Source organism: Priestia sp. D3YE.R1 (genome assembly GCF_049199565.1).
In the GTDB taxonomy this organism is placed as follows: domain Bacteria; phylum Bacillota; class Bacilli; order Bacillales; family Bacillaceae_H; genus Priestia; species Priestia aryabhattai.
Map to the genome: position 1 here is coordinate 435,278 of NZ_JBLTHW010000003.1, position 14,521 is coordinate 449,798.

15 protein-coding genes are annotated in these 14,521 nt (G+C 37.5%); 11 read left to right on the forward strand and 4 right to left on the reverse strand.

What is annotated here, in order from left to right; all coding sequences use genetic code 11:
- Nucleotides 1–245: 245 nt before the first annotated feature.
- The gene (locus ACOZIR_RS20545; protein ID WP_045290313.1) at nt 246–1,118 is read right to left on the reverse strand and encodes a selenium metabolism-associated LysR family transcriptional regulator; all 873 of its coding nucleotides are present in this window, start codon (nt 1,116–1,118) and stop codon (nt 246–248) included.
- A 341-nt stretch (nt 1,119–1,459) separates the two neighbouring features.
- Here ACOZIR_RS20545 and ACOZIR_RS20550 point away from each other — a divergent pair, with 341 nt between their 5' ends.
- Genes ACOZIR_RS20550 through ACOZIR_RS20565 form a run of 4 tightly spaced genes read left to right on the forward strand, consistent with a single transcriptional unit; the run spans nt 1,460 to nt 5,221 of the window.
- Nucleotides 1,460–1,849 (forward strand): GntR family transcriptional regulator, encoded by a 390-nt coding sequence (locus ACOZIR_RS20550; RefSeq protein ID WP_013083081.1) that lies wholly within the window; start codon nt 1,460–1,462, stop codon nt 1,847–1,849.
- Nucleotides 1,842–2,741, forward strand: coding sequence for an ABC transporter ATP-binding protein (locus tag ACOZIR_RS20555; protein ID WP_421535786.1), 900 nt, complete (start codon nt 1,842–1,844; stop codon nt 2,739–2,741). Before ACOZIR_RS20550 ends, ACOZIR_RS20555 begins: the two co-directional genes overlap by 8 nt.
- Entirely contained in the window at nt 2,716–4,725 is a 2,010-nt protein-coding gene (locus ACOZIR_RS20560; RefSeq protein ID WP_421535787.1) for a DUF6449 domain-containing protein, read from the forward strand. Before ACOZIR_RS20555 ends, ACOZIR_RS20560 begins: the two co-directional genes overlap by 26 nt.
- Nucleotides 4,726–4,741: 16 nt before the next feature.
- Nucleotides 4,742–5,221, forward strand: coding sequence for an RNA polymerase sigma factor (locus tag ACOZIR_RS20565; RefSeq protein ID WP_028413409.1), 480 nt, complete (start codon nt 4,742–4,744; stop codon nt 5,219–5,221).
- A 48-nt stretch (nt 5,222–5,269) separates the two neighbouring features.
- On the opposite strand, the gene ACOZIR_RS20570 is transcribed toward ACOZIR_RS20565, so the two are convergent.
- Nucleotides 5,270–5,848, reverse strand: coding sequence for a DedA family protein (locus ACOZIR_RS20570; RefSeq protein WP_014460178.1), 579 nt, complete (start codon nt 5,846–5,848; stop codon nt 5,270–5,272).
- A 164-nt stretch (nt 5,849–6,012) separates the two neighbouring features.
- On the opposite strand from ACOZIR_RS20570, the gene ACOZIR_RS20575 reads away from it, so the two are divergent.
- Together ACOZIR_RS20575 and ACOZIR_RS20580 are read left to right on the forward strand one after the other, a co-directional pair.
- Nucleotides 6,013–7,221, forward strand: coding sequence for a DNA polymerase IV (locus tag ACOZIR_RS20575; protein ID WP_421535788.1), 1,209 nt, complete (start codon nt 6,013–6,015; stop codon nt 7,219–7,221).
- Nucleotides 7,222–7,377: 156 nt separating this feature from the next.
- Nucleotides 7,378–7,797: an organic hydroperoxide resistance protein gene (locus tag ACOZIR_RS20580; RefSeq protein ID WP_016764045.1), complete on the forward strand. Its 420-nt coding sequence runs from the start codon at nt 7,378–7,380 to the stop codon at nt 7,795–7,797.
- A 63-nt stretch (nt 7,798–7,860) separates the two neighbouring features.
- Here ACOZIR_RS20580 and ACOZIR_RS20585 read toward each other — a convergent pair whose 3' ends face one another.
- The gene (locus ACOZIR_RS20585) at nt 7,861–8,310 is read right to left on the reverse strand and encodes a MarR family winged helix-turn-helix transcriptional regulator (protein WP_014460175.1); all 450 of its coding nucleotides are present in this window, start codon (nt 8,308–8,310) and stop codon (nt 7,861–7,863) included.
- Between the two features lie 144 nt (nt 8,311–8,454).
- On the opposite strand from ACOZIR_RS20585, the gene ACOZIR_RS20590 reads away from it, so the two are divergent.
- The 4 genes from ACOZIR_RS20590 to ACOZIR_RS20605 all read left to right on the forward strand — a co-directional run bounded on the left by ACOZIR_RS20590 (nt 8,455) and on the right by ACOZIR_RS20605 (nt 10,627).
- Complete coding sequence (locus ACOZIR_RS20590) at nt 8,455–8,664, forward strand: cold-inducible protein YdjO-related protein (protein ID WP_014460174.1); 210 nt, start codon at nt 8,455–8,457, stop codon at nt 8,662–8,664.
- A gap of 290 nt (nt 8,665–8,954) precedes the next feature.
- Nucleotides 8,955–9,776 (forward strand): MBL fold metallo-hydrolase, encoded by an 822-nt coding sequence (locus ACOZIR_RS20595; RefSeq protein WP_028413406.1) that lies wholly within the window; start codon nt 8,955–8,957, stop codon nt 9,774–9,776.
- A 165-nt stretch (nt 9,777–9,941) separates the two neighbouring features.
- Entirely contained in the window at nt 9,942–10,148 is a 207-nt protein-coding gene (locus ACOZIR_RS20600) for a zinc ribbon domain-containing protein (RefSeq protein ID WP_045290305.1), read from the forward strand.
- Nucleotides 10,149–10,150: 2 nt separating this feature from the next.
- The gene (locus ACOZIR_RS20605; RefSeq protein WP_421535789.1) at nt 10,151–10,627 is read left to right on the forward strand and encodes a GNAT family N-acetyltransferase; all 477 of its coding nucleotides are present in this window, start codon (nt 10,151–10,153) and stop codon (nt 10,625–10,627) included.
- A gap of 20 nt (nt 10,628–10,647) precedes the next feature.
- Here the strand turns inward: ACOZIR_RS20605 and ACOZIR_RS20610 are convergent, their stop codons facing one another.
- On the reverse strand, nt 10,648–11,670 hold the full coding sequence (locus ACOZIR_RS20610) for a LysM peptidoglycan-binding domain-containing protein (protein WP_421535790.1): 1,023 nt from the start codon (nt 11,668–11,670) through the stop codon (nt 10,648–10,650).
- 301 nt (nt 11,671–11,971) lie between these two features.
- On the opposite strand from ACOZIR_RS20610, the gene ACOZIR_RS20615 reads away from it, so the two are divergent.
- The gene (locus ACOZIR_RS20615) at nt 11,972–14,506 is read left to right on the forward strand and encodes an AAA domain-containing protein (RefSeq protein WP_421535791.1); all 2,535 of its coding nucleotides are present in this window, start codon (nt 11,972–11,974) and stop codon (nt 14,504–14,506) included.
- Nucleotides 14,507–14,521: the final 15 nt, after the last annotated feature.

The window sequence follows — 14,521 nt, forward strand, 5'->3', positions numbered from 1 at the left end:
AAGGAAGATCCGAACGCGTTTGATTCTTGATTAAGAATCAAACGCGTTCGGATTTTTTTGATTTTGATAGTGAGCGCTAGTTTTATGTACGTAGTTGCTTCTAGTTGTTGATTGGAGGGCAAGACGGAGACTCCTGCGGGAAAGCGAAGTCTTGCACGGAAATCAACTGCGGTGTCGCAAGTGATTTATACTAGCTACTTTAGTCTTTAGATTGAAGTAATTTACTTATGTCGGAATTTCTTTTCTTAGTTTAAAAGCTGAATAAAAAGCTCCGCTACTTTTTTATGAGCGCTGTTAGCAGGATAGATATAAGAAAAACGGCGCTTAAAAGGAGCGGTGTTAACGTTGAGAATCGATAGGTGCCTTTGTTCTACATCTTCTTTAATAGCACAAAGCGAAAGCACAGACATTCCTAAATTATGAACGATGGCTTCTTTAATGCCTTGATTGCTGCTGATCGTTAGCATGCTTTTCATTTTTAAACCGTTGGACATTAGAACGTGATCTAAATATTCTCTTGTTCCCGAGCCTTTTTCACGCGCTACCCACCGCTGATTTTGTAAATCATCGATTTCTACTTTTTTAAGCTGAGCTAAAGGGTGATCCACTGACGCAACGATGGCAAGTTCATCGCCCATAAAGGACTGAATATGTAAGTCGGACTCTTCCGTGTGACCTTCAATAAGTCCTACATCTACTTTGAAATGACGAACAAGCTGAGCAATTTCCTTTGTATTACCGATAGTCACTTCTACATCAATATCAGGATATTGTTCACGAAGCTTTGCTAAAAAGGAAGGAAGAATATATTCGCCAATCGTAAAACTGGCGCCAATCGTTAGCATTCCTTTGACACGATGATGGTGTTCATAAATATCTCGTTTCGTATGCTCGTATATCTGGATCATTTGTTTGGCACGGTCGTATAAAATTTCGCCGCTGGGTGTGATTTTTAACATCTTAGGTGAACGCAAAAATAGAGACGTTTGAAATTCTTTCTCGAGATTTTTGATGTGTACGCTTACGCTTGGCTGTGAAATCATTAATTTTTCCGCAGCTTTTGTAAAGCTTTGCTCTTCTACCACAGAAACAAACGTCTTTAACGCATCATAGTACATAAAATATGGCTCCTTTTGTATTAAAAAAATTAATTATAAACATTATAAAACATTGCTATTGTAATAACTAGAGGCACTTGGTTAAAAAAGTAAAATAAGATGTCGACTTAGAGGTTTATAACAAAAGCAGTACACGCTATTTTTAGAAGTAAAACTAATTATTTACATTTATTCTATAATGCTATTAAACACTTTTTTGTCATCTGTTTGTAACAAAAGTAAAAAAAGTACTTGTTTTTTCCAAAAAACATATTATAATATTAACTGTAATACGATAAGTAATACAGTTAATACACCTAGTACACACATCATGATTTTGGGTAAATGAAGGGAGGCAGACTATGTTCGATTTAGATATTCGTAGTCGCAAGCCGATATACGAGCAATTAGTAGATAAATTGAAAGAGCTTATTATTCATGAAGTCTTTAAGGCTGATCAAAAGCTTCCATCTGTTCGGCTGTTAGCAAAAGAATTAACGATTAATCCAAATACAATTCAAAAAGCGTATCGTGAACTAGAACATCAGAATTATATTTATTCAGTTCCAGGCAAAGGAAGTTTTGTAACGCCTCAAGTTGATACACTAAATAACGAGAAGGTGAAAAAGATGAAAGAAGAATTAGTAAAACTGTTGGCAGAAGCTATGTATTTAGGGATGGATAAAGATGAAATTCTATCACTTATTTCACAGGCTGAAAAAGCAGTAAAAGGGGGAAGCGATAGTGATTGAACTGAAGGCGATAAAAAAAGAGTTTGAAGAAATGGAAGCTCTAAGAGACGTCACGCTTTCTATAAAAAAAGGATCTATTTACGGACTGCTTGGCTCCAACGGGGCAGGAAAAACAACGCTATTAAAAATCATAGCAGGTATTTACAAGCAGGATCAAGGAAAGATTGCCATAGACGGCGAGGAAGTATTCGAAAACGTTGGGTTAAAAGAACGTCTTATTTTTATGCCAGATTCTCTTTATTTTTTCCCTCAAACAACGATTAAGCAATTAGCGTCTTTTTATAGAAGCGTCTATCCGACTTGGAACGAAGAGAGGTTCCAAAAATTAAAAGAAGCTTTCCCAATTCAATTACATAAAAAGGTACATAGAATGTCCAAGGGAATGCAGCGTCAAGTAGGTTTTTGGTTAGCGCTGTCTGCTATGCCTGATGTACTTATCTTAGATGAGCCGCTCGACGGTTTAGATGCGGTAATGCGTCAAAAAATTAAAAACCTTCTTGTTCAAGACGTGGCAGAACGGGAAATGACGATTTTAATTTCGTCACATAACCTGCGAGAAGTGGAAGATCTGTGTGATCATGTAGGCATCTTGCATCACGGTCAATTATTAATTGAAAAAGAGCTGGATGATTTAAAGTCTGATGTGCACAAAGTTCAAGTTGCATTTGAAGGAGATGTGCCGCTAGCGCTTTATGAAACGCTAGACATTTTATATCAAGAAAAACGAGGAAGCGTCTTACTTTGTATTGTTCGTGGAAAAGAAAATCACTTAGTCAACAAAGTTCGATCGTATAAGCCTTTAATTTTTGACATCTTGCCACTTACGCTGGAAGAAATCTTTATTTATGAAATGGGGGATGTGGGTTATGCAATCGAAAACATCATCGTTTAACCGCGGCATGTGGATTCAATCCATGAGAAACGTGGGATGGATTGGGCTTGTATACTTGCTAGTACTGCTATTCGCTTTACCTTTACAACTGATTTTTACTTTCACAGGCAAGGTAGAGCCTTATATAGAGAAACCAGATACGTTATTTAACGTATTGGATGGGCTGGAATTTGTGTTTATGTTTGTTGTACCAGTATTACTTGGTATTTTCCTATTTAGATATATACAAACGAAGATTGCGGCTGACTATATTCATAGTTTACCAATTAAGCGTTCTACGCTGTTTCATCAAAATATGCTTCTGGGCGCGTTGGTTTTAGTTGTTCCTATTTTAATTACGGGAGTCGTTACTTTTGCTGTTAAAGGAGTGTTAACCGTTGAGGATGTTTATACCACAGGAGATGTTCTAAGCTGGGTCGGTTACAGTATTTTAATTAACTTATTTGTGCTGACTGGAACTGTTTTAGCGGGAATGTTCACCGGCATGTCTGTCCTCCAGGGAATTTTTTTATACGTTCTATTTCTTCTACCCGGCGGAATCTCTTATTTAGCTATATCCAATGTAAAGTTTTACTGGTACGGCTATGCGTATGACTATTATGTGAACAAAAATGTTGACAGCCTTGTTCCGTTTTCACACGTAGCGCAAATGGTAGCTCATAAAAGCTTTTCTACTAGTGCACTTGTTTATATTGGACTCATTGTCTTATTTTACATCATTGCTTTAATTACCTACCAAAAAAGAAAAGTAGAAGCTGCTACGCAAACCATTTCAGTTAGCTGGTTAAAACCGGTATTCGTATACGGAGTAACTGCTTGTTCACTCATGTTAGGCGGATTTTACTTTATTAGCATGAAAGGTGAATTTTCATGGATGGTCGTGGGCTATATTATTGGTTCATTAATAGGCTATACAGTTGCTCAAATCATTTTAAATAAAACGTGGCGTATCTTTACGAAATGGAAAGGATATCTAGGGTTTGTTATAGCTGCAGCTATTGTGGGCTTTATCATTCATCTAGATGTGTTCGGCTATTCTACTAAAGTACCAGCAGCTTCAGAGATTGAAAGTGTATATTTCGATGAAGATATATATCCATTGACTGATAAACCTGAAAACTATGCAAATGGAATGAATGGCTATTATGAAGCTCCATATTACTATACAAGTAAAGAAACGATTCAGAGTGTTCGTCAGCTGCAAAAACAAATGACAGCATCTAAAAATAAGAAGCTGGATCCTGATAAACAAAGTGAAATAGAAAGCAGAAACGGGAAAATGGCTGTATTTGCTTATAAATTAAAAAATGGAAAACAAATGGTCCGAGAATACTTTATTCCATTTTCAGACTATAAAGCTTTTTATAAAGAAATTGCAGAAACAAAAGAATACAAAGAAAATTTCCATCCGCTTTTACGAACAAAAAACACGGATAAAATTAAAAGCGTGAGTTTTTCTGTTCAAGGAAAGTCAAATTCAATCAACATTACAAATCCAGATAAAGTACAAGAACTTATACACGTAGTCAAACAGTCGATGATGAACGAAACGTTTGATGAAATGTACAGCACAAAAGAAAGCTGGGCTTCAATTGAGTTTATGGATGGAAAAGGACAGTACGTACAAACTGCATCTTGGGATAAGTCTTATAGCGAAGTAGAAGCATGGCTGAAAAAAGAGGGTTTATATGAACGTGCCCGTCTCATGCCAAAGGACGTAGAAAAAATCGAAGTGTTTAAAAATTCTTCTCATCTTAAAAACGATTATCGTCTTCAAGAAGAGTTTACATCTCTAACGAAGGATGAGAAAGCAATTAAAGTAAAAAACAATCAGCAGGTAGAAACACTTCTTCAACATGCGAACTTACGAGACACGGGAGATTATCTTGTTGCTTTTTATTACAAAGATCAAGTAGATACTCCTCAGGTTTATATGTTGAATGAAAATGAACTGCCAATCGAACTAAAAGAAAAACTAAAATAACAAGGGAGAACTTATTATGTGCGGCGAGGAATTACAAGATTATTTAAATCAGGTGCTGGCTTATTTATTAAAAAATGGTGTGAATAGACAAGACGCCGAAGATATTACGCAAGAAGTAGCATTAAAATATTTAGAAAAACAAGAAATGGTCGATCCTGAAAAAATAAAAGCTTGGATGTTTCGCGTCGCATTAAATAAACGCTGTGATTTAGGAAGGCGTAAAATAGTGAAAGACCGCTATACGTCTTCTTACAAAGAAGAACCCGTTATGTATACGCCTATTCAGCAGGTCCTCAGAAATGAAGAAGCGGCTGAATGTCAGGCGATTTTAAATCAATTGAATCCTAAGTATCGCAATTTGCTTCTATTAAAATATGGATTAGGATTTAAATATGAAGAAATTGCCGAGTTATTAAATATGCAGATGACTACGTTAAAATCAGCTCTTTACCGCGCGCGCAAATACTTTGTGAAGGGATATAATGAAGTCATTTAATATAAATGAAACAGCAGCAGTTTGTGAAAAAGAACTTTTTTACACAAACTACTGCTGTTTTTTTCGTATTTTTCTTCTTTGAACGGCATAGATAATCAAACTGATCGCACAAAAAGCTAAAGTGATCTCAATCACATCAGTATAAGAAGATGTCGTATTAAAAAAGGAACCGAAAATAAATAAAGCGAGCGTCCAAATGAAACCAAAAGAAAATGAGACTTTAATGTAATGACGATGCTTCATTCCGCTTGCCCCGAGAAAAAAAGGCATCACATGTCGCATTCCTGGTAAAAAGTAGCTTGCGATGATGGCGTGAGATCCATATTCTTGAATCGTTCGCTCAACTTTCATGACATTCTTTTCCCATCGCGGGCGTTTTAATAGCGCAAGCGCCTGAGCTGAAAACAGGCTGGCTATCAAAAACTTGAGGTATAAGCTAAGCATCATGCCGCTGTAGGTAAGTATAAAAGCTGGAATATACTGAACGGATGGAGACGTAGCCTGGCTGCCTGCAAGCATAATATATACTGGGTCAGGAATAGGGGTAAGGTTGGCTCCGACTAAAATGATAAAAAAGAAATATCCGTAGCCTAATTGGTTAATGGCTCCGATAAGCTGATCAATCACGTTTTCTTCCTCCTTTCTTCATTAGAATACGAGAGAGTGACACACAGTGTTCGCTCAAAATAAAAATAAAGTATAGGTACGCACAACTTAGGAAAAAAGAGTTATAATAAATAAGAATGTACGTTCTTCTTTCGGGGATTAATTATACAGAAAGAGGTGATAGTATGAAAATGATGTACCCTAAAAACGGCAAAGTTATTCTTCATATTGATGCTAATGCTTTTTATGCATCTGTTGAAACCGCACATGATCATACGCTCAAAGATAAGCCTCTTGCTATTGCTGGCAATCCAAAAGAACGAAGAGGAATTGTTGTAACCTGTAACTATATTGCTCGTAAACGCGGAGTGTATGCGCCTATGCCTCTTTGGGAAGCGAAAAGAAAATGCCCCGAGCTGGTTGTTATAAAGCCTAATTTTCCATTATATCGCCAAGTGTCCAAAAACATGTTTGATTATTTAGTAACCATTTCACCTCTTTTAGAGCCCGCTTCAATTGATGAAGGCTATTTGGATATTACAAACTGTGCTGAATTAGGCTCTCCTCTTGACATAGCAAAGTCCATTCAGCAGCATTTAATACAGACGCTGCAAATTCCTGTTTCAATTGGAATCGCACCGAATAAATTTTTAGCCAAAACGGCAAGCGATATGCAAAAACCTTTAGGAATTACCGTCCTTCGAAAAAGAGATGTCCAAACAGTTCTTTGGCCAAAAGCCGTAGAGGAAATGCACGGAATCGGTAAGAAGACAGCTGAAAAGCTAAATGCGATTAAGATCGTGACGATCGGTGATCTAGCAAACGCCGCTCCCGGTCTTCTTAAACAAACTCTCGGAGTAAAAGGAGAAGTGATGAGAGACCGAGCGTGGGGCCAAGATGATCGACAGGTGAACCCAGATCGCCAATCACAGTTTAAATCAATTGGAAACTCTACGACGCTATCTCAAAATGCAGTAGATGAACATGAAGTTCTGCCTATTTTAAATAAACTATCGCATTCAGTAAGTTCTCGTATGAAAGCGAAAAAAGTTGTAAGCAAAACGATTCAGTTAACGATACGATATAGTGATTTTAAAACCATTACTCGAAGCCAAACTATTTCTAAAACAATTAGCGAGCCAAACGATCTTTTTCATTACAGTGCGGTATTATTTCAAAAGCATTGGAACGGAGAACCGATTCGTTTATTGGGCGTAGCTGCTCTTCAAGTGAGTCACCAGCTCCAAGAAGAAGAACAGTTGGATTTGTTTACATACGGAGAACAAGCAAAAAAAGAGCCTTTATACAAAGCGGTCGAAAGTTTGCGTGAAAAATATGGAGATAACATTATTCAAAGCGGTTTAAAAAAACAAAGAGGAAAAGAAGAGAGGTAACTCTCTTTTTTTGTATAAAATAATAGGTTTACACTCATTATAGAAGGGGAAGTACATTACTATCACGGTAATCAAAGTGATTACAAAATGAATTTGATTGCGACTTTTTTAATTGTCTGCAATGAAATTACATAAAATAATCTATGAGGTGATCTTATGTCAGACGCACTATTTACATCTAAAGCAACAGCGGTTGGAGGCCGAGATGGTCGAGTTAAATCAGATGATGGTATTATTGATTTAACCCTTGTAAATCCTTCTCCAAATAACAAAAAAGAAGGAACAAATCCCGAGCAGCTGTTTGCAGCAGGATATTCTGCTTGTTTTGACGGCGCTTTAAATTTAATCGCTAAAAAACAAAAAAAAGACATTGATTCGTCTATTACTGCAGAAGTAAGTCTACTAAAAGACCACACTGATGATGGCTTCAAAATTGGCGTGGTGTTAAACGCTCATATTAAAGGCGTTTCACAAGAAGTAGCTGAGAAGCTAGTAGAAGATGCACATCAATTCTGCCCGTATTCTAAAGCAACGCGCGGAAATGTTAACGTAACGTTAAATACAACGGTTGAGTAAATAAAAAAACGCTTGGATTTTTCTTACATCCAGGCGTTTTTTTTATGTGCAATTTTATATGGTCTATTTTTGATTGTACGTATGCAGTGATTGCAGTAACTCCTGCAGCGTTTCTTTCAGCTTTTCTAATTCTCCCTGTGACTTATTTGTCATGCTAAAAACTTCTTCTGGAATATGACAAGCTTTATCACGTAATTTTTTTCCTTTTTCGGTTAAACTAATAAAAACAACGCGTTCATCTTCATGAGAACGCTCACGAATCACTAATTCTTGATCCTGCATTCTTTTTAGCATAGGAGTAAGGGTGCCTGAATCCAAATACAGAAGTTCGCCCATTTTTTTCACGCTGAGTGTTTCATGTTCCCATAAAACAAGAAGGGCTAAATACTGCGGATAGGTTACTCCTAATTTATCGAGCAGCGGCTTGTACACCTTTGTAATTTCTCGAGACGTGGCGTAAATTGAGAAACAAAGCTGATTTTCTAGCTGCAGCTGCTTATAAAGTTGTTCCATTCATGTTGCCTCCAGTCTATTGCTTTTTATTTAATTATACACAATTAAATAGGGGTGTCCAATAACGCTGGATGAAAAAGTGATCAAGCTGTAAATAAAAAATGGGAATTTTACATATACTAAGAAAAAAAGGGAGCTGTGCACATGTATTTTGCAAAAAAAGCCGTAGAAGAAGAAGTAGATCAAATGATGGATACGACTGTATATGCGTGTCAATCTGAATCATGTAATGGGTGGATGAGAGAAGATTTTGTTACGGTTGATTATAACTGTCCGATGTGCGGAACAGGAATGTCGCAGGAAGTACGCGAGCTGCCGAAAATTAAGTACGACCACCAATTTTATAATAAATAAAAAAGAAGCAGCTGCTTCTTTTTTATTTTTCACTAAAATTTCATTAAGCTGAGCTAGACTAAGAACCAACATATGATGAAGGTGAGGAATATCAGAATGAATCAAGGGAACTTTTTGAAAGGTTTATTTTGGGGAACCTTATTTAGTATTCCTATTTGGATTTCATTGTTTGGCTGGTTCCGCATTTTATCACATCTTGCATAGTTTCGTTTTATAAATCGTCATACGCGCCCTGATCTTTCTATTTCCGCTATAATAAAGGTGATAGAAAAAATAAGGAGCTGTTCTCTATGATTCAATACAAAACGGAGCAAATGACGGTTTTTGAAAGCGCGCTATTTCAAACAACATCTGCAGTGATTGAAACAAAAGACTGTGTGATTGTTGTTGATCCAACATGGCTTCCTCACGAAATTAATGAAATTAAACAGCATGTTCAAGAGATCTTAAATCATCGCAAGCTGTATGTATTTTTTACTCACGGAGATTTTGATCATGTCATTGGGTATGGCGCTTTCTTAGAATTAAATGCCACCTTTATCGGCAGCAAATTTTTAAAAAATCATCCGGACAAAGAAGAAAAAGTTCAAATGATTAAGCAGTTTGATCATGACTATTATATAAAAAGATCTCATGATATTATATTCCCGGAGCTGGATATTGTGGTAACCGAAAATGAACAGCACATTACCTTAGGTGAAACATCTATTACCTGTTATTTTGCAAAAGGTCATACAAACGATGGACTATTTATGATTGTCGATAATTCAATATGGATCGCAGGGGATTATTTATCGGACTTTGAATATCCGTACATATATGAAAGTGTAAACGATTACCGCGACACTCTTGCTACTGCGCGACACATTTTAGCTAAGCACCAAAATCTGACGCTAGTTCCCGGACACGGAAAAACGACACATCACCGAGCTGAAATTCAAAGACGAGTGGAGATGGCCAGCTCTTATTTAGATGAACTGCAAGCTGCAGTGAAAGAAGACAGTAAAGAAGCGCTCGATAAGCTAAACGATAAATTGGCATTTCCATCTGATTTCACGGCACAATGTCATCAGAAAAACGTTGAAATTATGAAAAGAGAATTGCTGTTATAGAAATCGAGTGTACAGTCATCCTGTCGATATTAAAAGTAAGAAACCGCATCTTCTGTTGGAGATGCGGTTTCTTACTTCCCTTTATTTATCAATTTAATGAAACTTTTTCCTTTTATATCCGTTTATATAAATAAGAAGTTATTTTATTTATAAAGGAGTATGACAATGGGGAAAAACGGTTGTGTAAAATGCGGACATACAGAAGCAAAAACAAAAGAAATTGCTACAACGGGAACGGGGCTGTCTAGATACTTAGATGTTCAGCACAATCACTTTACGGTGGTATATTGCACGAGCTGCGGGTATTCAGAGCTATATAATAAATCATCTTCAAGAGGCAGCAATATTATTGACTTATTTTTTGGAGGATGAAAATGTGTATCGACCTTATTGAAATTGATAAAGACCGGCGCACTTCCTATTTGAACCTGCTATTAATAGGGGATGAAGACGAAAAAGTAGTGAAGTCGTATATAAATGAAGGTTCCTTATTTACCATTGTGTATGAAAAGAAGGAGATAGGAGTTGTGCAGTGCCTCCCCGATGAAGAGGAACGGGCAGTAGAAGTAAAGAATATCGGTTTAAAAGAAGCATATAGAGGAAAAGGAATCGGCAGCAAAGTCATTAAAAAGTTAGAAGTACTGTATGAACGTAACCAATATTCTAAAATGATTGTAGGAACAGCGGACTCCAGCCTTGAAAACATAGCATTTTATAAAAAGGCAGGCTTTTATCAAAGGGGTGTCAAAAAGAATTTCTTTTTGCAGTACGTTCCACCGATTTACGAGAATGGCCTGCAAGCTATCGATATGATTATGTTTGAAAAAAAATTAAAAAGCAGAAGCGACTAACATGCTTCTGCTTTTAGTGATTAATCTAAAATTTGAAGTTTTACCGTTTTGCGTCCCCAATTTAAAGCTGAGCTTTGAGATGCCATAAATAAATCAACGCGAGTGCCTTTAATCGCACCGCCAGTATCTCCAGCAATTGCTTCTCCGTAACCTTCTACGTATACGCGAGAACCTAATGGAATCACGCGAGGATCAACTGCAATTACTTTTCGATTAGGATTTGACCTTAGGTCGATGCCTGTAGCAGTGATTCCGCTGCAGCCCGCACAGTAAGCAGTATAAGCTGTTGCTTCAACTGTAATCTCTTTCGAAACCGACTTACTTTCTTGCGCTGGAGCAGGTGCCGGCGTTGAAGTCGACGGTGTCGAAGGAGCAGTAGTCGCTGGCGTTGATGGTTTTGCTTGAACTGCAGCTTGTCCGCCTACTTGTAGCACTTGATTAATGTAAATCGTATTAGACGATAAGTTATTCCACTGTTTTAATTGAGAAATTGAAATGCCGTGTCGCTGTGCTACGCTCCACATTGTATCTCCAGGCTGAACTTTGTAACTTTTACTGTTGCTAGGAGCCGGGGATGCCTGCGTTTCGTTTGTTTTTTCTTGTACAGGTGCTGAAGGTGATGATGAAACTGTTCCTGTTCCGCTTATTTTTAATACTTGATTCACATAAATTAAATGACTAGATAAGTTATTCCAATCTTTTAGCTGCTGTACAGAAGTACCGTTGTTTTTAGCGATACGGTAAAGCGTGTCACCTGATTTTACTGTATATGTATGATTTGAAGATGTTGTAGTTGGAGTTGAACTAGATGAAGAGTCAGTAGATGTAGATCCAATTTGTAATGTTTGGTTTGCATAAATTAATGTGGAAGAAAGATCATTCCACTTTTTTAAGTCTTCAACTGTTACATTATGCTGCTGTGAGATGCTAAATAACGTTTCTCCAGCTTTTACTTTATGCGTGTCTGTGTCAGCCGATGCTACGTCTGCAATTCCAATTGATACTAAAGCTGTGGCCCCTAATGTAAAAATGTGTTTTTTCATCTAATAATTCTCCTTTATTTCCAATAGTTGTCTCTTATTCTATCAGCAATATGTAACAAACTCATGACAAAATGGTAGGTTTTATATTACAAGTTTGTAACAATACGTCTAAAGTTATAGAAAAAACGCGGTTTTTTTACAATTATGATGAAAAAAGTCTTAATTTGTCTGGAGAGATAGAATAGTAAAAAAGGTGTTCTGCTTTTATAAAAATGAAGAAGAAAGAAGCTATGCTATATTCAAATGACATGATAGAATAGACAAGTTAGAAATGAACGGATGAAAAGGGAGTTAGACATCTATGGAAAAACGCTCTATCTCTTCATATTTAAAAGCATGGGTGCACGCACTTTCAATTGAGATTAATTATATGAAGAAACACGGCGGAGAAAAGTATACGGTAGGAAAAGGAGAGTACTTAGGGCAGCAGGGAGATGCGTATCTTTACCGGTTTGAACGCACAGCCGATTTATACCTTTTTGATGGAGCTCAGGTACGCCTTGTTCACCAGCATAAAGAAAGTAAAGGAGAAGTTATCGGAACAGAAGGGTTTGATTTGTACCTTAAAATAGATGCGTTTATTGGACAAGAAGTAGACGAACTTGATATATATAACGAACCATGGGAATTATTGCAGGCTCTTATTGATAGACTCACGGAAGCGAAAGATTACAAGCAAAAAATAGTGAGAATCAAACGTCTTATGAGAGGCGATAGTCCTGTTCGTCATAAGGAGTATACGTCTAAGAACGCTCTTCATGAAGTGTTGCTGCGAGCGCGTTATAATCGTACTACTTATATTTGGGGGCCTCCTGGAACGGGAAAAACATATACGCTGTCCAAAATCGCGGCAAGCTATTACCGGAAATCAAAGCGGATCCTTTTATTATCTCATAGTAATGCAGCGGTGGACGGTTTGCTGCAAGAAACTGCACGTCAGTTAAAAAAGAAAGAAGCTTGGAAAAAAGGAAAACTCATTCGATACGGAGCAACAAAAAGCAGCGGCTTAGAAAATATAAAAGTAGAAGAAGTCATTGAAGAAGATGATCCGGATTTAGCTCATGAGATGCGGGAGCTACAAGAAGAACGAGTTTACTTAAGCAGGTATCCTAATAGAGCTCACCAGCTTCAGCAAGTGAACAAAAAGCTAAACGCCCTTCGTAACAAGTGGATTGAAGCGGAGAAAAATGTTTTTGATCAAGCGTATATTGTAGGCACTACTTTATCAAAAGCGGCTATTGACCGATTACTTTATCAAAGTGAATTTGATATGGTTGTGGTAGACGAAATTAGCATGGCATATGCACCGCAAATTGCTTTTGCAGCTGCGTTAGGAAAACGAATTGTCGTATGCGGCGATTTTAAACAGCTTCCCCCGGTATCTCAATCTTCTCATGCTGAAGTGAAGAAGTGGCTGCAGCGAGATTTATTTGAGCAGACGGGTCTTGTCGAGCAAGTAGAAAGCGGTGAAATACACCCGCATCTTTTTATGTTGACGAAGCAAAGAAGAATGCATAAAGATATCTCAGCTTTTACAAATCGCTATATTTACAGCAATCGAGTAGGGGATCATCCATCTGTCACAACAAGTCGAGAAGCAGTAGCAAGCAGCCGGCCGTTTGCTCATGAAGCAGCGCTTATGCTTAACATTGGTCATTTGCATTCTTCCGCTATGCGAGATGTTGTTTCCGGCTCACGCTATAATGTGATAACGGCTGTTTTGGCGGTAAGTTTGATGCTGCGGGCACGCAAAGCTTCTTCGGCTACTATTGGGTATGTGACTCCTTATAAGTCTCAAGCTAAATTGGTCAATGCATTTCTTCAAGATATTGAACCAGCTAGCGGTATAATTGCAGCAACCGTACACAAATTTCAAGGCGCGGAACGAGATATCATGATTTTTGATACGGTCGATACAAAGCCGCAGTCAAAACCAGGTTTACTTTTAATAAATGAAAATAGCGACCGATTAGTAAATGTAGCGGTGACCCGTTCAAAAGGAAAATTCCTTATGCTTTCAGACGAGTCGTTTGTCCAGCAGCGTGTACCAAAAGAGCGAGCGTTATGGAAGTTGGTCAACCACTTTAACGAAAATCAAAAAGTATCCCAACCTCAGCAATTTTTAAAAGAAGTCATTCAGCATCCTAAATTGATTTGGTACCATCCATCGAACAGCAGTCAGTTAAAAAAAGACTTATATCAAGCTCAGCAGCAGATTTTATTGTGTATTCCTTATGCTTCCCTTGTCTCTCAAGAAATACGGGATATGTTACACTCGTTTAAAGGAGAAGTGACCGTTCTTACTCGTGAACCAAAAGAAGTTCGAATTGACGGTGCTCATATCATTTCATCTCCTGTTCCGATGTCACTGCTTATCATCGATGAATCCACTATATGGATCAATATGCCTTATGGCGGAAAGAATGAAGCGTTTATGGCAGCTAGAATTGAGTCAAAGCTAGGTGCTAAACAGCTTCTTCGGTCAATTGACTTTACGGAAGATAAAATAAGAAATCAAGAAACAAAAATGTATATAGAAACAAATAAACCACAATATTCTTTGAGCGATTACCTTCGCAGCTGGGATCGCTGTGAGTCCTGTCAGCATATGCGAGAAGTGGAGATAACAAAAAAAGGAAAAGTGAGGTTTATTTGTTATTATTGCGGGAAAACAAGTGGGGCAACACGTTTATTAGTGAAAAAATATTTAAACTATGTACATGCTGTATGTAGAGCATGCAAGCAGCCGCTAAACGTAGATTACGATGAAAATAAAGGCGTCTACGCATGTTGTCCATCTTGCAAAAAGCAAGTTTTGCCTAGAGACTTATTGTAACTTTAAGAAAAGGGC